Source organism: Herbiconiux sp. VKM Ac-1786 (genome assembly GCF_015350805.1).
Classification (GTDB): domain Bacteria; phylum Actinomycetota; class Actinomycetes; order Actinomycetales; family Microbacteriaceae; genus Herbiconiux.
Map to the genome: position 1 here is coordinate 41944 of NZ_JADKSG010000001.1, position 19740 is coordinate 61683.

The 19740-nt window shown below is 70.9% G+C and carries 19 protein-coding genes; 3 read left to right on the top strand and 16 right to left on the bottom strand.

Annotation, left to right across the window (positions count from 1 at the left end):
• Positions 1-72 precede the first annotated feature (72 nt).
• The 10 genes from ITJ64_RS00215 to hrcA all read right to left on the bottom strand — a co-directional run bounded on the left by ITJ64_RS00215 (position 73) and on the right by hrcA (position 10053).
• Complete coding sequence (locus tag ITJ64_RS00215) at positions 73-1749, bottom strand: ribonuclease J (protein ID WP_194678787.1); 1677 nt, start codon at positions 1747-1749, stop codon at positions 73-75.
• A gap of 70 nt (positions 1750-1819) precedes the next feature.
• A complete protein-coding gene (gene dapA / locus ITJ64_RS00220; protein ID WP_194678788.1) occupies positions 1820-2797 on the bottom strand; it encodes a 4-hydroxy-tetrahydrodipicolinate synthase in 978 nt (325 codons plus the stop codon).
• 59 nt (positions 2798-2856) lie between these two features.
• On the bottom strand, positions 2857-3771 hold the full coding sequence (gene era / locus ITJ64_RS00225; RefSeq protein ID WP_194678789.1) for a GTPase Era: 915 nt from the start codon (positions 3769-3771) through the stop codon (positions 2857-2859).
• Positions 3768-5102 (bottom strand): hemolysin family protein, encoded by a 1335-nt coding sequence (locus ITJ64_RS00230; RefSeq protein WP_194678790.1) that lies wholly within the window; start codon positions 5100-5102, stop codon positions 3768-3770. The genes era and ITJ64_RS00230 overlap by 4 nt, the downstream gene beginning before the upstream one ends.
• Complete coding sequence (gene ybeY / locus ITJ64_RS00235; RefSeq protein ID WP_173183851.1) at positions 5102-5566, bottom strand: rRNA maturation RNase YbeY; 465 nt, start codon at positions 5564-5566, stop codon at positions 5102-5104. Before ybeY ends, ITJ64_RS00230 begins: the two co-directional genes overlap by 1 nt.
• A 7-nt stretch (positions 5567-5573) precedes the next feature.
• Positions 5574-6554 carry a PhoH family protein gene (locus ITJ64_RS00240; protein ID WP_194680650.1) on the bottom strand — a complete coding sequence of 327 codons (981 nt, stop codon included), beginning with the start codon at positions 6552-6554 and terminating at the stop codon, positions 5574-5576.
• A gap of 88 nt (positions 6555-6642) precedes the next feature.
• Positions 6643-6987, bottom strand: a complete 345-nt coding sequence (locus tag ITJ64_RS00245) for a histidine triad nucleotide-binding protein (RefSeq protein ID WP_194678791.1) — start codon at positions 6985-6987, stop codon at positions 6643-6645.
• A 95-nt stretch (positions 6988-7082) separates the two neighbouring features.
• A complete protein-coding gene (locus ITJ64_RS00250) occupies positions 7083-7841 on the bottom strand; it encodes a 16S rRNA (uracil(1498)-N(3))-methyltransferase (RefSeq protein ID WP_194678792.1) in 759 nt (252 codons plus the stop codon).
• A gap of 7 nt (positions 7842-7848) precedes the next feature.
• On the bottom strand, positions 7849-8961 hold the full coding sequence (gene dnaJ / locus ITJ64_RS00255; RefSeq protein ID WP_194678793.1) for a molecular chaperone DnaJ: 1113 nt from the start codon (positions 8959-8961) through the stop codon (positions 7849-7851).
• Between the two features lie 57 nt (positions 8962-9018).
• Positions 9019-10053: a heat-inducible transcriptional repressor HrcA gene (gene hrcA, locus ITJ64_RS00260; RefSeq protein WP_194678794.1), complete on the bottom strand. Its 1035-nt coding sequence runs from the start codon at positions 10051-10053 to the stop codon at positions 9019-9021.
• A gap of 178 nt (positions 10054-10231) precedes the next feature.
• Here hrcA and ITJ64_RS00265 point away from each other — a divergent pair, with 178 nt between their 5' ends.
• Complete coding sequence (locus ITJ64_RS00265; RefSeq protein ID WP_194678795.1) at positions 10232-10771, top strand: DUF4870 domain-containing protein; 540 nt, start codon at positions 10232-10234, stop codon at positions 10769-10771.
• A gap of 18 nt (positions 10772-10789) precedes the next feature.
• On the opposite strand, the gene hemW is transcribed toward ITJ64_RS00265, so the two are convergent.
• From hemW to lepA, 3 genes are read right to left on the bottom strand one after another with little or no spacing between them, the layout of a single operon-like run.
• Positions 10790-12016, bottom strand: coding sequence for a radical SAM family heme chaperone HemW (gene hemW, locus ITJ64_RS00270; protein ID WP_194678796.1), 1227 nt, complete (start codon positions 12014-12016; stop codon positions 10790-10792).
• Between the two features lie 2 nt (positions 12017-12018).
• A complete protein-coding gene (locus ITJ64_RS00275) occupies positions 12019-12729 on the bottom strand; it encodes a DUF1990 family protein (protein WP_370544971.1) in 711 nt (236 codons plus the stop codon).
• Between the two features lie 2 nt (positions 12730-12731).
• A complete protein-coding gene (gene lepA, locus ITJ64_RS00280; RefSeq protein ID WP_173183844.1) occupies positions 12732-14582 on the bottom strand; it encodes a translation elongation factor 4 in 1851 nt (616 codons plus the stop codon).
• A 110-nt stretch (positions 14583-14692) separates the two neighbouring features.
• Here lepA and ITJ64_RS00285 point away from each other — a divergent pair, with 110 nt between their 5' ends.
• On the top strand, positions 14693-15580 hold the full coding sequence (locus tag ITJ64_RS00285; RefSeq protein ID WP_194678797.1) for an NAD-dependent epimerase/dehydratase family protein: 888 nt from the start codon (positions 14693-14695) through the stop codon (positions 15578-15580).
• Positions 15581-15595: 15 nt separating this feature from the next.
• Here ITJ64_RS00285 and ITJ64_RS00290 read toward each other — a convergent pair whose 3' ends face one another.
• Both ITJ64_RS00290 and ITJ64_RS00295 read right to left on the bottom strand, forming a co-directional pair.
• Entirely contained in the window at positions 15596-16639 is a 1044-nt protein-coding gene (locus ITJ64_RS00290; protein WP_194678798.1) for a ketopantoate reductase family protein, read from the bottom strand.
• Positions 16640-16641: 2 nt separating this feature from the next.
• Complete coding sequence (locus ITJ64_RS00295; protein WP_194678799.1) at positions 16642-17826, bottom strand: pyridoxal phosphate-dependent aminotransferase; 1185 nt, start codon at positions 17824-17826, stop codon at positions 16642-16644.
• Between the two features lie 207 nt (positions 17827-18033).
• On the opposite strand from ITJ64_RS00295, the gene rpsT reads away from it, so the two are divergent.
• Positions 18034-18294, top strand: a complete 261-nt coding sequence (rpsT, locus tag ITJ64_RS00300) for a 30S ribosomal protein S20 (RefSeq protein ID WP_194678800.1) — start codon at positions 18034-18036, stop codon at positions 18292-18294.
• A gap of 349 nt (positions 18295-18643) precedes the next feature.
• On the opposite strand, the gene holA is transcribed toward rpsT, so the two are convergent.
• Positions 18644-19687 (bottom strand): DNA polymerase III subunit delta, encoded by a 1044-nt coding sequence (holA, locus tag ITJ64_RS00305; protein ID WP_194678801.1) that lies wholly within the window; start codon positions 19685-19687, stop codon positions 18644-18646.
• Positions 19688-19740: the final 53 nt, after the last annotated feature.

Here is a 19740-nt window from a genome sequence, read left to right on the forward strand (position 1 = left end):
GCTACCCGCGGCCGGTGACAGCAGACCGTCACCGACCGCGGGTGTTGGGAAATCGGGCCCTCGAACGGGCGGTTACGCCTCGATGACGACCGGCACGATCATCGGCCGGCGGCGGAACGAGGCGCTGACCCAGCGGCCCACGACGCGGCGCACGACCTGCTGCAGGGCGTGGGTGTCGCGCGTGCCGTTCTGGGCGGCCTCGGCCAGCGCGGCGCTGACCTTGGGCTTCAGGGCGTCGAAGACCTTGTCGTCCTCGGCGAAGCCCTTGGCGTGGATCTCGGGGCCCGAGACGACCTTGCCGGTCTGGGCCTCGACCACGACGATGATCGAGATGAAGCCCTCCTCGCCCAGGATGCGCCGGTCTTTCAGGTCGGCGTCGGTGATCTCGCCGACCGTCGAGCCGTCGACGTAGACGAAGCCGAGGTCGTACTGGCCGACCACCTTCGCGACGCCGTTCTTCAGGTCGATGACCGTGCCGTCCTCACCGATGAAGGTGTTCTCGGCCGGCACGCCGGTCTCGATCGCCAGTTTCTGGTTCGCCACCAGGTGGCGGTACTCGCCGTGCACCGGCAGCACGTTCTTCGGCTTCAGGATGTTGTAGCAGTAGAGCAGCTCGCCCGCGGCCGCGTGGCCCGAGACGTGCACCTTGGCGTTGGCCTTGTGCACGACGTTGGCGCCGAGCTTGGTGAGGCCGTTGATGATGCGGTAGACCGCGTTCTCGTTGCCGGGGATGAGGCTCGACGCGAGGATGACGGTGTCGCCCTCGCCCACCTCGATCTGGTGCTCGAGGTTGACCATGCGCGAGAGCACGGCCATCGGCTCGCCCTGCGACCCGGTCGACATGTAGACGATCTTGTCGTCGGGGATGTCGCCGGCCTTCTTGAAGTCGACCAGCACGTTGTCGGGCACCTTGAGGTAGCCGAGCTCGGCGGCGATGGTCATGTTGCGCACCATCGAGCGGCCGAGCAGCGCCACGCGGCGGCCGTTCGCGGCGGCGGCGTCGAGCACCTGCTGCACGCGGTGCACATGGCTGGAGAAGCTGGCCACGATCACGCGACGGGGCGCGCGCTCGATGATCGACTCGAGCACCGGCCCGATGTCGCGCTCGGTGGGCGTGAAGCCCGGCACGTCGGCGTTGGTGGAGTCGGGCAGGAACAGGTCGACACCCTCCTCGCCCAGGCGGGCGAAGGCGCGGAGGTCGGTGAGGCGGCCGTCGAGCGGCAGCTGGTCCATCTTGAAGTCGCCGGTGTGCAGCACGAGGCCGGCCGGGGTCTTGATGGCCACCGCGAGGGCGTCGGGGATGGAGTGGTTGACCGCGACGAACTCGCACTCGAACGGGCCGAGGTTCTCGACCTGGCCCTCCGCCACGTCGAGCGTGTACGGCTTGATGCGGTGCTCCTTGAGCTTCGCCTCGACGAGCGCGAGCGTCAGCGCCGAGCCGATCAGCGGGATGTCCTCCCTGAGCTTCAGGAGGTAGGGCACGGCGCCGATGTGGTCCTCGTGGCCGTGCGTGAGCACGATGCCGACGATGTCGCGGAGGCGCTCGCGCACGACGCTGAAGTCGGGCAGGATCAGGTCGACGCCGGGCTGGTGCTCCTCGGGGAAGAGCACGCCGCAGTCGACGACGAGCAGCTTGCCGCCGAACTCGTAGACCGTCATGTTGCGGCCGATCTCGCCGAGGCCGCCCACGGGGGTGACGCGCAGGGTTCCGGCCTCGAGGGGCGGAGGAGTGATGATGGGGCTCTGCATGGGCCCTCCTAGTTCTTCTTCTGATGCAGGTGCGCGCGTCGAGCGCGCGCTGTGGCTGATGGCACCCGCCTCAGCGGGTGGTGCCCGCCACCTTGGGCAGCGCTCCGCCGGCGGCCGCGTTGCGGTCGGGGCGGAAGTTGCCGAGGTCGAGTCCGGGGATGTCGCGCACGAGATCGATCTCGCTCTCGATCTGCGCGGCCTCCCATTCCTCGGGCCCCACGAGGGGCAGGCGGACGCGCGGGCTGGCGATGCGGCCGAGCCCGTGCAGGATGTACTTGGCGGCGACCGTGCCGGGCACGTGCGTCATGACGGCGCGCACGAGCGGCTCGAGCGCCTGGTGGGCGGTGGTGGCCGTGGCGAGGTCGCCCGCGTTCACGGCGTCGACGATCACCCGGTAGGGCGCCGGCGCGATGTTCGCGGTGACCCCGATCAGGCCGGCGGCGCCGATCGCCATGTGCGGCAGCACGTTGGCGTCGTCGCCCGAGAAGTAGAGCAGGCTCGTCTGGTTCAGCACCCGGCTGACCTCGCTGAAGTCGCCCTTGGCGTCTTTGACGGCGAGGATGTTCGGGTGCTTCGACAGTCGGAGGATGGTGTCGTACTTGATCGGAACCCCGGTGCGACCCGGGATGTCGTACAGGATGACCGGCAGGTCGGTGGCGTCGGCGATCATGCGGAAGTGCGTGAGGATGCCGGCCTGGGTGGGCTTGTTGTAGTACGGCGTGACGACGAGGTTGCCGTCGGCGCCCGCCTTCTCGCTCTGCCGGGCGAGCTGCATCGCGTGCGCGGTCTCGTTCGAGCCGCCGCCCGTGATGATCTTCGCGCGACCGGCCGCGACCGACTTGCCGACCTCGACGAGTCGGATCTTCTCGGGGTCGGTCAGCGTCGACGTCTCGCCCGTGGTGCCCGAGACGACGATGCCGTCGGCCCCGCCCACGATGAGGTCGTCGATGAGCTTCTCGACACCGGGCCAGTCGACCTCGCCGTCGGCGGTGAACGGGGTGACCATGGCGACCAGCACCTGGCCGAACGGGTTCGAAGCGTATGACACGTCTACAGGGTAGCGGTTCGTGATGCCACGGCGATCAGGCCGGTCATCCGGATGCCCGCTCAGAAGCCGAGCCGGCCGAGCAGCTTCGGGTCGCGCTGCCAGTCCTTCGCGACCTTCACCCGGATGTTGAGGTACACCTGGCTGTCGAGCAGCGGCTCGATCTCGGCCCGGGCACGCGCCCCGACCTCGCCGAGCCGGGCGCCCTTCGGCCCGATGATGATGCCCTTCTGGCTGTCTCGCTCGACGAAGAGGTTGGCGTAGATCTCGACCAGCTCCTTGTCGTCGCGCTGGCGCATGTCGTCGATCGTCACCGCGATCGAGTGCGGCAGCTCGTCGCGCACGCCCTCGAGCGCCGCCTCGCGGATGAGCTCGGCGACCCGGCTCTCGATGCCCTCGTCGGTGTACTGGTCGTCGGGGTAGAGCCGCTCCGAGCGGGGCAGCAGACGGATGAGCTCGCTGGTCAGCACGTCGAGCTGGATGCGGCTGGTCGCCGACACGGGGATCACCGTCTCCCAGTCGCGGAGCTCGGAGACGGCGAGCAGCTGCTCCCCCACCTGCTGCTTCGAGGCGGAGTCGATCTTCGTGACGATCGCGACCTTCTTGGCCTTGGGGTACTGGTCGAGCTGCTCGTTGATGAAGCGGTCGCCGGGGCCGAGCTTCTCGTCGGCCGGCAGGCAGAAGCCGATCACGTCGACGTCGCCGAGGGTGGACTGGACGAGCGAGTTGAGCCGCTCGCCGAGCAGGGTGCGCGGCCGGTGCATGCCGGGGGTGTCGACGAGGATCAGCTGGCCGGCCGGGTCGTGCACGATGCCGCGGATGGTCTGCCTGGTGGTCTGCGGCTTGGGGCTCGTGATGGCCACCTTCTCGCCGACCAGCGCGTTCGTGAGGGTCGACTTGCCCACGTTCGGGCGGCCGACGAAGGTCACGAAGCCCGCCCGGAAGTCGTCGGGGCCGGGGGTGCCGGTGTCGGTCATGCGTTCTCCTTGCTGGGGGCGGTGCCGGCGGCGACGTCGTCGGCGGGCTCCTGACCATTGTCGGGGTCGGCGGGCTCGGCGCGGTGCACGAGCACCGTGACGACCCGCTTCCGCCGGCCGTCGATGCGGTCGGCGGTGAGCACGAGGCCGAGCGCCTCGGCGGTGGAGCCCGCCTCGGGCAGGCGGCCGAGGGCCTTGGTGAGCAGGCCGCCGACGGAGTCGACGTCGTCGTCGTCGAGCTCGAGGTCGAACAGCTCGCCGAGCTCGTCGACCGGCAGCCGGGCGCTGACCCGGAAGCCCGCGTCGTCGTCGAGCGGCTCGATCTCGACCACGTCGCGGTCGTACTCGTCGGAGATGTCGCCGACGAGCTCCTCGATCAGGTCTTCGAGGGTGACGAGCCCGGCGATGCCGCCGTACTCGTCGACGACCATGGCGAGGTGGTTCGACTCGGTCTGCATCTGCCGCAGGGTGTCGTCGACCTTCTTCGACTCGGGGATGAACAGGGGCTGCCGGGCGAGCTCGCGCACCGGCATGGTGTCGACGAGCGTGGGCCGCTCGTAGCTGACGCGCGCGACGTCGCGGAGGTGCAGCACGCCCGCGATCTCGTCGACATCGTCGTCGACCACGACGGGGATGCGCGACACGCCCTTGCTCAGGAACAGGCCGAGCCCGTGCCCCACCGTGGCGTCGTCGTCGATCGTGACCATGTCGGTGCGCGGGATCATCACCTCGCGCACGACGGTGTCGTTGAACTCGAGGATGGAGTGGATGAGCTCCCGGTCGTCCTCCTCCAGCACGTCGAGCTCGGTGGCCTCGTCGACCATGCTGAGCAGCTGCTCCTCGGAGGCGAAGCCGGCCGAGCGGGCGCGGGCCGGGGTGACGCGGTCGCCGATCGTGACGAGCAGGTTCGCGATGGGCCCGAGGAAGACCCGCACGATGTGCACCGCCACGGCGCCGTAGCGCACGACGACCCGCGGATGCACGCGCCCGACACTGCGCGGACTCGAGCCCACGAGCACGAACGACACCACGATCATCACGACCGCCGAGACGACGAGCGCGATCCAGAGCTCGTCGATGGTGAAGGCGAACGAGATGGTGACGAGCACCGCCGCGGTCGTCTCGAAGACGACCCGCGCGAAATTCGCGGCGTTCAGGTGCGCGCCCACGTCGTTCGCGATGGCGCGCAGCGACCGCTTGGCCCGGTAGCGCTCGGCGAGGTCGAGCATGTCGCCGCGTGACAGCGACGTCATCGCCGAGTCGACCGCTGCGAACAGACCGCCCAGGGCGACCAGCACCACGGCGGCGAGGAGGAAGACGACGATCGTCATTACCGGCGGCGGCGCTCGCTCATCGCGTAGCCGACCAGGATGTCGCGCTGGATGCCGAACATCTCGCGCTCCTCCTCGGCGTCGGCGTGGTCGAAGCCGAGCAGGTGCAGCATGCCGTGGGTGGTCAGCAGAAGCAGCTCCTCGAGCGTGGAGTGCCCGGCGGTCTGCGCCTGCGACTCGGCGACCTGCGGGCAGAGCACGACGTCGCCGAGGAGCCCCGCGGGGGTCGGCATGTCTTCGGTGCCCGGGCGCAGCTCGTCCATGGGGAAGCTCAGCACGTCGGTGGGGCCGGGCTCGTCCATCCACTGCACGTGCAGCTGCTCCATCGCCGCCTCGTCGACGAGCACGATGGCGAGCTCGGCGTCGGGGTGGACGTGCAGGAAGTCGAGCGCGAACGTCGCCAGCCGCAGCAGCGCCGTCTCGTCGACCTCGACCGACGACTCGTTGTTGACCTCTATCGACACGGGGTGTCTACCGCTTTCCCTTGGTGTAGCGGCGATCGCTCTCGCTGCTGAAGTCGTGCCCCTGCTGGCGGGCCAGCTGCACCTGGTCGTACTCGGTGTAGGCGTCGACGATCTGGCCCACGAGGGTGTGCCGCACCACGTCGGCGCTCGTCAGGAGCGCGAAGTGGATGTCGTCGATGCGGTCGAGGATGCGGCTGACGACCTGGAGGCCCGAGGTGCCGTTGGGCAGGTCGACCTGGGTGATGTCGCCCGTGACCACCATCTTCGAGCCGAAGCCGAGCCGGGTGAGGAACATCTTCATCTGCTCCGGCGTGGTGTTCTGCGCCTCGTCGAGCACGATGAAGGAGTTGTTCAGCGTACGACCGCGCATGTAGGCCAGCGGCGCCACCTCGATGGTGCCGGCCGCGAGCAGCTTCGGCACGATCTCCGGATCCATCATCTCGTTCAGCGCGTCGTAGAGCGGCCGGAGGTAGGGGTCGATCTTGTCGGTGAGCGTGCCGGGCAGGTAGCCGAGCCGCTCCCCCGCCTCGACGGCCGGGCGCGTCAGGATGATGCGCTCGACCTCCTTGCGCTGCAGCGCCTGCACGGCCTTCGCCATGGCAAGGTAGGTCTTGCCGGTGCCGGCGGGGCCGATGCCGAAGACGATGGTGTTCTCGTCGATCGCGTCGACGTACTCCTTCTGACCCAAGGTCTTCGGGCGCACGCTCTTGCCGCGGGCCGTGACGATGGCCTGGCTGAGCAGCTCGGCCGGGCTGGAGCCCCGGTCGTTCTCGAGGATGCGCGCCGACGACGACACCTCGGTGGGCGTGAGCTCGTGACCGTTGCGCACCATCTGCAGCAGCTCCTCGACGAGGCGGCGGGCGGCGTCGACCTGGTCGGCCGGGCCGGTGATCGTGATGTCGTTGCCGCGCACCAACACGGAGACCTCGGGGAAGCGGCGCTCGACGGTGGTGAGCAGCCGGTCTTGAGGGCCGAGCAGGCGCACCATCTCGATGCCGTCGACGTGCAGCTTCGCCTCGTCGCGCGGGGACTGCTCGTCGCGGGGGGACTGGGGGGTGGGTTCGGTGGGAGCCAAATTACTCTTTCAGCCCGCCCGCGAGAACATGGGCGTGCACGTGGAAGACGGTCTGACCGGCGTTCTCGCCGGTGTTGAAGATGAGACGGAACTCGCCGTCGGCGCGCTCCTCGGCGATCGAGCGGGCCGTGTCGACGACCTCGGCCAAAAGGCCCGGATCGCCCGCGGCGAGCTCGACCACGTCACGGTACCGCTCGGTCTTCGGCACCACGAGCACATGCACGGGGGCCTTGGGCGCGATGTCCTCGAAGGCGATGACGCGGTCGGTCTCGCGCACGATCGTGGCCGGGATCTCGCGGGCCACGATGCGCGAGAAGATCGAGGGGGACTCGGATTCGCTGGACATGACTCCATCTTAGGTTCGACCGCCGACACCGAGGAGGGGCCGATCGGCGCGGATCCGCCGGTTTCGCTACCAGCGTCGAGCCGTCGGGACCCGCGCTACCAGCGCCCGAGCGCCACGTTCAGCACCGCGATCGCCGCGGGCCCCGCGCTCGAGGTGCGCAGCACCTCGTCGCCGAGCCGCACGGTCTCGGCACCGGCCTCGTCGAGCTTCTCGAGCTCGCGCGGCGAGATGCCGCCCTCCGGCCCCACCACGAGCACGATCGCGCGGTCGTCGGGCTCGCCTCCGGCGGTGGTTCCGAACGTCAGGGACGTGAGACGGGTGCCGGCGCCCGGGTCGAGCACGAGCATCCGGCAGCCGTCGGTCTCGGCGATCAGCTCGGGCACGTCGACCAGGTCGCCGACCGCGGGCACGAACGGCCGGATCGACTGCTTCGCCGCCTCGCGCACGATGCTGCGCCAGCGCTCGACGCCCTTGACGGCCTTCGGGCCCGCCCAGCGCGAGACCGAGCGCTCGGCCTGCCACGGCACGACGCCCGAGACGCCGAGCTCGGTGGCGGTCTGCACCGCCAGCTCGTCGCGGTCGCCCTTGGCGAGGGCCTGCACCAGCACGATGCGGGGCGTGGGCTCCGGATGCTCGTGCACCCGCTCGACCGCGAGGTCGAGCTCCTTCGCCTCGGCCCGCACCACGACGCCCTCGACGATCAGTCCGCGACCGTCGCCGATCGCGGTGTGCTCGCCCACGCGCATCCGGTTCACCGTCGCCGCGTGCTTGGCCTCGTCGCCGCCGAGCGTGACCACGTCACCCAGCTCGTGCGGCACCACCGACAGCTCGTCGAGCAGGAAGAGGGAGCTCACCGGCGGCTCAGACGTTCAGGAAGCGGTCGCGGAGCTTCGCGAACAGCCCCTGCTGGAACTGCCCGAGCGAGGGCGCCGGGTACTTGTGGGCCGAGGCGAGCTGCTTCATGAGCTCTTTCTGCTTGTGGTCGAGCTTCGTCGGCGTGACCACCTGGATGCCGACCCGGAGGTCGCCGCGCCCGTTGCCGCGCAGGTGCGTGACGCCACGGCCCTTGACCGTGAGCACCTCGGCGCTCTGGGTGCCGGGCTTCAGCTCGATCTCGATGTCTCCGTCGAGGGCCTTGATGGTGGTGGTCGTGCCGAGCACCGCGTCCCACATCTGCACCTCGAGGGTGCAGAGCAGGTCGTCGTCGTTGCGCGAGAAGACGTCGTGGTGGCGCACCTTCATCTCGAGGTAGACGTCGCCCTGAGGGCCGCCGGCGGGGCCGACCTCGCCCTGGCCGGGCAGCTGCAGCCGGAGGCCCGTGTCGACGCCCGCGGGGATGTCGACCGGCAGGGTGCGGCGCGCGCGCACGCGGCCCTGGCCCTGGCAGGTGGGGCACGGGTTCGGGATGATCGTGCCGTAGCCGCGGCAGGTGCCGCAGGGGGCGCTCGTCACGACGTTGCCGAGCAACGACCGCACGGTGCGCTGGATCGAGCCGGAGCCGTGGCAGATGTCGCAGGTGACCGGAGCGGTTCCCGGGGCGCAGCACGAGCCGTTGCAGGTCTCGCAGAGCACGGCGGTGTCGACCTCGAGGTCACGGTGCGTGCCGAAGATGACCTCGCCGAGGTCGACCTCGACGCGCAGCAGTGCATCCTGACCCCGCTCGGCGCGCGACTTGGGGCCGCGGGTGCCGCCGCCCTGCCCGCCGAAGAAGGTCTCGAAGATGTCGCCGAAGCCGCCGAAGCCCTGACCGCCCGCGCCGCCGAAGCCCTGCTGCGGGCCGCGGTCGTAGTCGCGGCGCTGCCCGGGGTCGCTCAGCACGTCGTAGGCGTGGGTGACGGCCTTGAACGTCTCCTGGGCCTCGGGGCTCGGGTTGACGTCGGGGTGCAGCTCGCGGGCGAGCCGACGATAGGCCTTCTTGATCTCTTCGGGAGTCGCGTCGCGCGAGACGCCGAGCACGTCGTAATGGTCAGCCACCAGGGGCTTCTCCTTCGTTGTCGTTCGAGTCGTTCGGAGTCGGGATCGGGTCGCCGGTCAGCTCGCGCTGCCGGTCTCGCCGAGGGTGCGGGAGAGGTAGCGCGCGACGGCGCGCACCGCGGAGATGTTGCTGGAGTAGTCCATGCGGGTGGGGCCGAGCACGCCGAGGCGCGAGATGGCGCTGCCGATGCCCGTGTAGCCGCTCGCGAGGATGGAGGTCTCGCCGAGGCCGAACGACTCGTTCTCGCGGCCGATGGAGACGAGGAGGCCGCGCTGGTCGGCCTCGAGCTCGCTGAACAGGCGCAGCAGCACCACCTGCTCCTCGACCGCCTCGAGCACGGGGAGGATGCTGCCGTGGAAGTCGTCCTCGGTGCGCACCAGGTTGGCGGCACCGGCGATCAGCAGCTTCTCCTGGCGGTTGGCCGAGACCTGCTCCTTGAGGGTGGCCGCGACGACGGATGCGGTCGCCGCCTGCTCCGCCTGGAAGCGCTCGGGCACGCCGTCGAGGGCGCCCGCCGCCTCGATGAGCCCTTTGCCGCCGACCGCCTCATTGAAGCGCTGGCGGAGCTCGCCGATCAGCTGGTCGTCGATGTCGGCGGGGACGTCGAGGATGCGCTGCTCGACGTGGCCGGCGTCGGTGATGATCACCGTCATGAGCTTGCGCGGCGCCAGGGCGACCACCTCGATGTGCCGCACCCGCGCCTGCGAGCGGAGCGGGTACTGCACGAGGGCCACCTGGTGGGTGAGTTGGGAGAGCAGCCGCACGGTGCGGGCGAGCACGTCGTCGACGTCGACGCTGGAGTCGAGGAAGGCCTCGATCGCGTGCCGCTGCGCCGGCGTGAGCGGGCGCACCTCGGAGAGGTGGTCGACGAACAGCCGGTAGCCCTTGTCGGTGGGCACGCGACCGCTCGAGGTATGGGGAGCCGTGATCAGCTCCTCCTCTTCGAGCAGCGCCATGTCGTTGCGGATGGTGGCGGCCGAGACGCCGAAGGAGTGCCGCTCGGCGATGCTCTTCGAGCCGACGGGCTCGCGGGAGGCGACGTAGTCCTGCACGATCACGCGGAGCACTTCGAGGCTGCGTTCGGAGACCATGTCGACCACCTCCCTCTTGGCACTCAGACGGCTTGAGTGCCAATCATATCGCGCCGGGACCGACATCCGGCTGGGGACTCGGGGAGACACAGTGAGCGAAAATCATTGCTCGCCCCCGGGGCTACCGCTATCTTGTCTCGTGTACCGCCCCGTCCATCCGTCTGAAAGGCGCGAGACAATGACCGACCCCAACGCAACGCCGAACGATCCGGCCGCAGGCCAGCCGACGCCGCCTTCGGGTCAGCCCACGCCCCCGCCCGGGTACCAGGCTCCTCCCCCCGGCTACCAGGCCCCGCCCCCCGGCTACCAGGCGCCCCCGCCCGGCTCGGGCTACCAGCAGCAGCCCGGCTACCAGCAGGCCGCCCCGCAGGCGCCGCTCTCGCCCGCCGACGACAAGCAGTGGGCGTTCCTCGCCCAGCTCGGCGGCATCCTCGGCTTCCTGCCGCCGCTGATCATCTGGCTGATCTTCAAGGACCGCGGCCCCCTCACCAACCAGGAGGGCAAGGAGTCGCTGAACTTCCAGATCTCGGTCGCGATCGCGGTCGTGGCCCTCTACATCCTGGGCACGATCCTCTCGGTGATCCTGATCGGCTTCCTGTTCTACTTCCTCGCCTGGGCGGTGCAGATCGTGGGCGTGGTGTTCGCGATCATCGCCGGCGTGCGGGTCAACGGCGGGGGCACCTACCGCTACCCGTTCACCTTCCGGTTCATCAAGTAGTCGCGATGCCGGCGGCGCCTAGGTGAGGCGCCGCACCACGGCATCGGCCAGCAGACGGCCCTTCAGGGTGAGAGCGATCTCGCCCCGGAGGGCCGTTCTGCCGTCCACCAGCCCGTCGGCGATCAACCCGGCGACCTCCTGGCGCGCCTCGGGCGCGAGCGAGTCGGTGCGCAGGGCCCCGCGCACGCGGCTGAGCAGCAGGATGCGCTCCAGCTCGCGGATATCGTCGTCGATGCTCTCGCGGCCGGCGGCGGGCGACTCCCCCGCGGCGATGCGCTGCGCGTACGCCGCCGGGTGCTTGACGTTCCACCAGCGGGTGTCGCCCACGTAGCTGTGCGAGCCGGGGCCGATGCCCCACCAGTCGTGCCCGACCCAGTAGCCGAGGTTGTGCCGCGAGCGGGTGCCGGGGCCGGTCGAGAAGTTGCTGACCTCGTACCAGTCGTAGCCCGCGTCACCGAGGGTCGCATCCGCCCGCTCGTACATGTCGGCCTGCAGGTCGTCGGAGGGCGCCGCCACCGCGCCGCTCTTGATCTGGCGGGCGAGCTTCGTGCCCTCCTCGACGATCAGCGCGTAGGCCGAGACGTGGTCGGGGCGCTGGGCGACCACGGCGTCGAGCGAGCGCTGCCAGTCGTCGATCGTCTCGCCGGGCGTGCCGTAGATCAGGTCGAGGCTGACCTGCAGCCCGGCCTCCTTCGCCCAGCGCACCACGTCGGGGATGCGCTCGGGGTCGTGGGTGCGCTCGAGCGTCGCCAGCACGCTCGGCACGGCCGACTGCATGCCGAAGCTGACCCGGGTGAACCCCGCGTCGGCGAGCGTCTGCAGGTAGGCGGCATCGACCGAGTCGGGGTTCGCCTCGGTGGTGATCTCGGCGTCGTCGGCGAAGCCCCAGGTGTCGCGGGCCGCGTGGAGCATGCCCGCGAGCTGGTGGGCGGGCAGGAGCGTGGGGGTGCCGCCGCCGAAGAACACCGTCGAGATCGGCCGGGGCGCGTAGCCGGAGCGGTCGAGCACCTCGGCGCCGAAGCGCATCTCGGCGACGGCCTCCTGCCAGTAGTCGGCCTGCTTCGCGCCGCGCAGCTCGGTGGCCGTGTAGGTGTTGAAGTCGCAGTAGCCGCAGCGCACCCGGCAGAAGGGCACGTGCACGTAGAGGCCGAAGTCGCGGTGGGCGGCCCCGGAGGCGCGGTCGGCGGGCGGCGGCAGCAGGCCGTCGGCCGGAGCCGGGTCGCCGAGCGGAAGGACGGAGGGCACGGTCAGCGGCCGTCGGCGGTGCGATCGGGGCCGTCGGCCGCGCGGGCCGGCGCCAGGGGCACCCGCCCGGGCAGGAGCGCCCGCAGGTAGCGGCGGGTGTAGCGCCACTGCATCAGGCGCAGCACGGGGTAGCCGAGCCGGTAGAACCAGCTGCTCGGCCGCGAGAACGCGCGGATCACGATCCAGACCGAGCCGTCGGCGAGCTGCTCGACGACGAAGCTCTCCTCGCCCGACTCGGGATGCCCGGGCAGCGTGCCGTAGGCGAAGCCGAGGCGGCCGGGCTCGTCGACGAGGTAGACGACCCGCACGGGCGCCGTGACCTTCAGGCCGAACGCCGAGATCGTGAGCTCGGCCGTGGTGCCGGGCGTGACGAGCGGGGTGCCGTCCTCCCCGTAGGCCTGCTCCGGATGCGCGGCGAGCGGCCCGAGAGGCGCCCCCGTCTCGTCGTACCGGAGCCCCGCCCAATCGGTCTCGGACGGCGCCGGTGGCTGGATCTCCCCCACCCGGATGCCGGCCCCGCGCTGCACGCCCCACGCCATCAGCCGCGACGACGCCGCCTCGAACCGCGCCTGCCCGCTGCCCAGGCGCGCGCGCACCTGCATCGGGCGGAAGCCCTTCGGCGGGAAGTACAGCAGATCGGGCGCCTGGGTCGCCCCGACGGCCGCGTAGCTGAGCGGGGTCTCGGCGGCCGGGCGGGGAAGCGTGGCCGACACCGCTACTTCTTGTCCTTCTTCTCGACGTCGCCCGAGAGCGCGGCGATGAACGCCTCCTGGGGCACCTCGACGCGGCCCACCATCTTCATGCGCTTCTTGCCCTCCTTCTGCTTCTCGAGCAGCTTGCGCTTTCTGGTGATGTCACCGCCGTAGCACTTGGCGAGCACGTCCTTGCGCATGGCGCGGATCGACTCGCGCGCGATGATGCGGGCACCGATCGCCGCCTGGATGGGCACCTCGAACTGCTGGCGCGGGATGAGCTCGCGGAGCCGTCCCGTCATCAGCACGCCGTAGGCGTAGGCCTTGTCGCGGTGCACGATCGCGCTGAACGCGTCGACCTGCTCGCCCTGCAGCAGAATGTCGACCTTCACCAGGTCGGCCTCCTGCTCGCCGGCGGGCTCGTAGTCGAGGCTGGCGTAGCCCGCGGTCTTCGACTTGAGGTTGTCGAAGAAGTCGAACACGATCTCACCCAGCGGCATCGTGTACTTGATCTCCACCCGGTCTTCACCGAGGTAGTCCATGCCCTGCAGGGTGCCGCGGCGCTGCTGGCAGAGCTCCATGATGGTGCCCACGTAGTCCTTCGGCGCGAGGATCGCGGCGTTCACCACGGGCTCCTTGACGTTCAGGATCTTGCCGCCCGGGAACTCGCTCGGGTTCGTGACCGTGACCGTGCGCTTGTCCTCCGTGGTGACCTCGTAGATCACGCTGGGGGCCGTGGCGATCAGGTCGAGGTTGAACTCGCGCTCGAGCCGCTCGGTGATGATCTCGAGGTGCAGGAGGCCGAGGAAGCCGCAGCGGAAGCCGAAGCCGAGCGCGACCGAGGTCTCGGGCTCGTACACGAGCGCCGCATCCGACAGCTTGAGCTTGTCGAGCGCCTCACGGAGCACCGGGTAGTCGCTGCCGTCGATCGGGTAGAGGCCCGAGAAGACCATGGGGAGGGGTTCGGTGTAGCCCGGCAGAGCATCCGTCGCCGGCTTCGCCGCGGTCGTGACCGTGTCGCCGACCTTGGACTGCCGCACGTCTTTCACGCCGGTGATGAGGTAGCCCACCTCGCCGACGCCGAGGCCCTGGCTGGGGGTCGGCTCGGGGCTGGAGACGCCGATCTCGAGGATCTCGTGGGTGGCGCGCGTCGACATCATCTGGATGCGCTCGCGCGGGCTGAGCTTGCCGTCGATCATCCGCACGTAGGTGACCACGCCACGGTAGGCGTCGTAGACGGAGTCGAAGATCATGGCGCGGGCCGGCGCATCCGCCTTGCCGACCGGGGCGGGGATGAGCTCGGTGACGCGGTCGAGCAGCGCCTCGACGCCCTCGCCGGTCTTGCCGCTGACCCGCAGCACGTCGGCCGGGTCGCCGCCGATCAGGCTCGCCAGCTCCTTCGAGTACTTCTCGGGGTCGGCCGCGGGCAGGTCGATCTTGTTCAGCACCGGAATGATCGTGAGGTCGTTCTCGAGCGCGAGGTAGAGGTTCGCGAGCGTCTGCGCCTCGATGCCCTGCGCCGCGTCGACGAGCAGGATGGCGCCCTCGCAGGCGGCCAGGCTGCGGCTGACCTCGTAGCTGAAGTCGACGTGACCGGGGGTGTCGATCATGTTCAGCGCGTAGCTCTGGCCGTCGAGCGCCCAGGGCATGCGCACGGCCTGGCTCTTGATGGTGATGCCGCGCTCGCGCTCGATGTCCATGCGGTCGAGGTACTGCGAGCGCATGTCGCGGTCGCTGACGACGCCCGTGATGCCGAGCATGCGGTCGGCGAGCGTCGACTTGCCGTGGTCGATGTGCGCGATGATGCAGAAGTTGCGGATGAATGCCGGGTCGGTGGAGGCCGGCTGGAGGGCCTTCAGGGCTTTGGGGCTCACGCATTCCTCTGGAGTGTCGGTGGGATCGGCGCCGGACTGACGCGCACGATCGCAGGGACTCATTCTGCCACGTCTGGAATGACGGACCGGTTTGGCTGTTGAATCGGGGTATGGCCATCTTCCTCACCGGCGCGACCGGCTTCATCGGTTCCGCAGTCCTCCGTCAGCTCCGCGAGCAGGGGCGCGACGTCGTCGCCCTCGTCCGCTCGTCCTCCTCGGCCGCGGAGGTCGAGGCGCTCGGCGCCCGCGCCGTGCTCGGCGAGCTCACCGATCGCGAGATCGTGACGCACCTCGCCCTCGAGAGCGACGGCGTCATCCACCTCGCCTCCCCCGGCGACGAGTCGAGCGCCCCGACCGACGACGCGTTCGTCACCGCGGTGCTCGCGGGCCTCGAGGGCAGCGACAAGCCCTACGTGCACACCTCGGGCGTTTGGATCTTCGGGAACGGCTCGGCGATCACCGAGACCTCCCCGTTCGACCCGCCCGCCCTCACCTCCTGGCGCCTGCCCGTCGAGGCGCGCGTGCGCTCGGCCGTCGGCGTGAAGACCTCGATCGTCGCGCCCGGCATCGTGTTCGGCAACGGCGGCGGCATCCCGAACCTGATCGTGGACGCCCCCCGTACCGAGGGCGACGCCCCCGCGATCGAGCTGATCGGCTCGGGCGAGCAGCACTGGACGACCGTGTTCGTCGACGATCTCGCGGAGCTCTACATCCTCGCCTTCGACCTCGCCCCGGCGGGCTCTTACTACCTCGGCGCGAGCGGGCAGAACCCGACCGTGCGCGAGCTCGGCGAGGCGGCGGCGCAGGCGGCCGGGCTCGACGGGCGGGTCGCGCCGTCGTCGGTCGACGCCACGCACGAGCGGCTGGGCGAGCCCTTCGCGGACGCGCTGCTGCTCGACCAGCAGGCGACCGGGTCGGCGGCACGGATCGACCTCGGCTGGGAGCCGAACGGGCCGTCGCTCGTGGAGGAGCTGCGGTCGGGGTCGTACGTTCGCTAGCCGACCGCCGGCGGCTCAGCCCCGCCGGGCCGCCTGCACGGCCGCGGCCACCGCGTCGGGCGCGACGAACTCCTTCTCAAGCTCGACGCGGTGCACCAGCTCCACCAGGGCGGCGTTCACCGGCGCCTCCCGCCCGAGCGCCCGCGCCGCCTCGACCACCGCACCGTTGAGGTGGTCGATCTCGGTCAGCTGACCGCGACGGATGCTCTGCAGCGTCGATCCCGGATTCGGCGTGCCGCCCATCCGCCGCCCCATCAGCCTCGGCAGCAGCCGGGCGAGCGGCTCGGGCGCGGCGCTGAACGCCCGCAGCAGCGGATCGCTCAGCCCCAGCAGCGTCTCGAACCGCACGCCCGTCGCCCGGGCCACGGCGACCGCCTCGCGCATGCTCGCCGTGAGCACCGCCCGCAGCCGCGGGTCGGCGATCGTCTCCTGCACCGCGAGCCCCGTGATGGCGGGGAGGGCGTTGATCTGGTTGACGATGAGCTTCGTCCACTGCGCGCCCTCGAAGTTGGGGGTGCGCTCGATCGGCAGGAGCGCCCCGAGCACGCGCTCGGCGAGGGCCAGGGCGGCGTCGTCGGCGGGGCGTGCCGGGCGGGCATCCGTCGCCTGGGGCAGGCCGAGGTAGGTGCTCGCGGGGGTCGTGATCGAGACCTCGCCGGGTGAGAGGTACGAGGCGGCGAAGAGGGCGAGCGCGCCGACGACCGGGGTTCCGGGCAGCTGGGCGGCGGCTGCGGCTGCCCCGCCGAGACCGTTCTGCACGACGACCAGGGGCACGCCGGGCAGGGCGGCGGCGTTGGCCTCGAGGGCCGGCCGCGCATCCTGAGCCTTGACCGTGAGCAGCACGACGTCGAACGGGTGCGCCTCGTCGACGCTCAGAAGAGCGGATGTCCGGGGCCGCGCCGTGTGCTCGCCCCAGTGACCCGTCAGTCTGAGACCGCGCTGCTCGATCGCGTCGAGCTGGGCGCCGCGCGCCGTGACCTCGACGTCGTGGCCCGCGCGGTCGGCGAGGGCGGCGACGACTCCGCCGACGGCTCCGGCGCCGATGACTCCGACGCGCATGGTCAGGCCTTCTGCGCGGCCGGTTCGGCGGGTGGTGCCGGGAGGCGGCGGATGCCCTCGAGCAGGTCGTCGGTGGAGGCGGCGGCGCAGAGGCGGATCCAGCCCTCGCCCGTGCGGCCGAACGCGCTGCCCGGGGCGACGGCGACGCGCTGCTCGATCAGGAAGCGCTCGGCCCACTCGGCGACGTCGCCGCCCGTGGCGTAGGAGACGTCGACCCAGAGGTAGAAGGCGCCGGTGGGCTCGAGGTGGGCGATGCCCCGCTCTTTGAGGAGCGCGACGGCGGCGTCGAGGTTCTCGCGGTAGTGCCGGGCCGCGTCGGCGACGTGCTGCTGGGAGCCGCGGAGGGCCGTGACGACGGCGCGCTGGGCGGGGGTGTTGACGCAGCTGACCATCGCCTCCTGGGCGGCGCGGAGGAGCGGGGCGAAGCCGGGCGGGGTGAGCAGCCAGCCGACGCGGGCGCCGGTGAGCGCGTAGGTCTTCGAGGCCGAGAAGACGGTCAGCACCCGATCCTCGGCCGCGTCGCCGCGTTCGGCGGCCAGGGCGGCGAGGCTGACGTGCTCGACGCCGTAGGTGAAGCGCTCGTAGACCTCGTCGCTGATCACCCAGAGGTCGTGGCGCTCGGCGAAGTCGAGCAGGGCGTCCAGGGTCTCGCGGTCGAAGACGGCGCCGAGCGGGTTGGACGGGGAGTTGACGATCAGCACCCGTGTGCGCGGGGTGACCAGGCGGTCGAGCTCGTCGAGGTCGGGGGTGAAGCCGGCCGCCGGGCGGAGCGGGTAGGGCACCGGCACGGCCGAGACGAGGTGCGCGTTCATCGTGAAGGTCGTGTAGCCGGGGTCGGGCACGAGCACCTCGTCGCCCGGGTCGAGCAGGAGGGACATGGCGAGGTAGAGGCCCTGGGTGGCACCGGCGGTGACCCAGACGCGCTCGAGCTCGGTCGTGATGCCGTTCTGCTCGCGCACCGTGTCGACGATCGCCTCGCGCAGCTCGGTGATGCCGCCGTTCGGCGTGTAGGCGGTGTCGTCGGCCTCCCAGGCGGCGGCGCCCTCGGCGAGCACGGCCGGGTCGACCGCCACGTCGGGCTCGCCCACCACGAGGTAGACGACGTCGTCGAGCGAGTGGGCCAGTTCGAACAGGCGGCGGATGCCCGAGGGCGGGACCGTGTCGGTGTGGGCGGCTAGGCGTGGCATAGGGTTCTACGGTACTCCCGCGTCTCTCCCGCCTGGCTCGCATTTTCGGGCTCGGATTGTCGGTGGGTGCTCTACCTGGTAATGTTGCCTGTTGGCTTACGCATCCGCGCGACAAGGTGGGTGCGAACAGCGAGTGGCTCCATCCGCGGCCCGGCCGCAGCGGACCATCGCACCGCACTCATCCGAACAGATACAGAGGTTATTTCCGTGGCAAACATCAAGTCGCAGATCAAGCGCATCGGCACCAACAAGAAGGCCCAGGAGCGCAACAAGGCCGTCAAGAGCGAGCTCAAGACCGCCATCCGCGCCACCCGCGCCGCCGTCGTCTCGGGCGACAAGGACAAGGCCGCGTCGGCCCTGACCCTCGCCACCAAGAAGCTCGACAAGGCTGCGTCGAAGGGCGTCATCCACAAGAACCAGGCGGCGAACCGCAAGTCGGCCATCGCCAAGCAGGTCGCGGCTCTCTGAGCCCTGCGCGGCGCCTCGCGCGTTGCGGGCGGCGCTTCGCGCGCCGCGGGTGCTTCGGCACCGCACCTGGCCTCCGGGCACTGAAGGGCCCCGCTCCGGCGGGGCCCTTCGCCGTTCCCGGGCGGGCACCGTCGCGGCACGCGCGTCACCGGCGCGCGTTCGGGTGCGGAATGACGGGCGCGTGTCAGCGGCCGCGGGGCTAGAGGTGGCGCGGGGTTCGAGGGTGGCGCGGGGGCTAGAGGGTGCCGCGGGGGCTAGGCGGGCTAGAGGGTGCCGCAGGGGCTAGAGCGTGCCCCGCGGGTCAGAGGGTGGCGCGGGGTGGCGCGGCGTTCGAGGGTGTGCCGCGGGGCTAGAGGGTGCCGCGGGAGGAGACGACGCCGATCATGTGCTCGAGGGCGAAGACCGGGTCGCGGCCGGCGCCCTTGATCGACTCGTCGGTCTCGGCCAGCACCTGGATGCTGCGGCCGAGGCCCTCGCCCGTCCAGCCCGAGACGTCGCGGCGGGCGCGGTCGATCTGCCACGGCGCCATGCCGAGCTGCCCCGCGAGCTGGCCCGAGCCGCCGCGGGTGCCGAGCACCTTCGCCATGGTGCGGAGCTTCATCGCGAACGCCGCCACGATCGGAACCGGATCGGCCCCCGACGCCAGCGCGTGCCGCAGCAGCGCCAGCGCGTCCCCGTACGCCCCGCCAATGGCCGAGTCGGCCACCGCGAAGGCGTTCGTCTCGACCCGCCCCGCGTAGTAGCGCTCGACGGTGACCTCGGTGATCTCCTCGGCGGAGTCGGACGCGAGCTGAGCGCATGCCGCGGACAGCTCGGCGAGGTCGTCGCTGAACGCCGACACCAGCGCCCGGATCGCCCCCGGCGACACGCGCTTGCCGAGCGCCCGGAACTCGGCCGACGCGAACTCGTACCGGTCGGAGTCGCGCTTGATCTCGGCGCAGACGATCTCGATCGCCACTCCCGACGCGGCCCGCACCGCTTCGAGCATCTTCTTGCCACGCACGCCGCCGCCGTGCCGCAGAACGAGGTAGACGTCGTCGGCCGGATACGCGAGGTAGGAGATGACGTCCTCGATCAGCGCATCGGTGCACTTCTCGACCCCGGCCACGCGGATCAGCCGCGGCTCCCCGAACAGCGACGGGCTGGCGAGCGACAGCAGCTCCCCCGGCCCGTAGGACGAGGCCTCGATGTCGGTGATCTCGAGGCTCGGGTCTTCGGCCTTGACCAGGTCGCGCAGCTGCCGGATGGCCCGCTCGGCGAGGAACGTCTCGGTGCCCGACACGAGCACCACGGGCGCGGGGCGCACCTGGTTCCACTCGAGCTGTGGAATGGCGACCTTGGCGCTCGGCTTCGCCGCCTTCGACGGCGACCTGCTCCCGCGTGCGACGGCCATGACCACCCCTTCTCGAACTCCCCCGCCAGCCTACCGGCCCCCACCGACGCCCT

Coding starts and splice junctions, on each gene's coding strand:
- ITJ64_RS00215 (WP_194678787.1), bottom strand. CDS start 1,749: ATGCAGAGCCCCATCATCACTCCTCCGCCCCTCGAGGCCGGAACCCTG.
- era (WP_194678789.1), bottom strand. CDS start 3,771: ATGACCGACACCGGCACCCCCGGCCCCGACGACTTCCGGGCGGGCTTC.
- ITJ64_RS00230 (WP_194678790.1), bottom strand. CDS start 5,102: ATGACGATCGTCGTCTTCCTCCTCGCCGCCGTGGTGCTGGTCGCCCTG.
- ITJ64_RS00240 (WP_194680650.1), bottom strand. CDS start 6,554: ATGGTGCGCCTGCTCGGCCCTCAAGACCGGCTGCTCACCACCGTCGAG.
- ITJ64_RS00245 (WP_194678791.1), bottom strand. CDS start 6,987: ATGTCCAGCGAATCCGAGTCCCCCTCGATCTTCTCGCGCATCGTGGCC.
- hrcA (WP_194678794.1), bottom strand. CDS start 10,053: ATGGTCTCCGAACGCAGCCTCGAAGTGCTCCGCGTGATCGTGCAGGAC.
- ITJ64_RS00265 (WP_194678795.1), top strand. CDS start 10,232: ATGACCGACCCCAACGCAACGCCGAACGATCCGGCCGCAGGCCAGCCG.
- ITJ64_RS00285 (WP_194678797.1), top strand. CDS start 14,693: ATGGCCATCTTCCTCACCGGCGCGACCGGCTTCATCGGTTCCGCAGTC.
- ITJ64_RS00290 (WP_194678798.1), bottom strand. CDS start 16,639: ATGCGCGTCGGAGTCATCGGCGCCGGAGCCGTCGGCGGAGTCGTCGCC.
- ITJ64_RS00295 (WP_194678799.1), bottom strand. CDS start 17,826: ATGCCACGCCTAGCCGCCCACACCGACACGGTCCCGCCCTCGGGCATC.
- holA (WP_194678801.1), bottom strand. CDS start 19,687: ATGGCCGTCGCACGCGGGAGCAGGTCGCCGTCGAAGGCGGCGAAGCCG.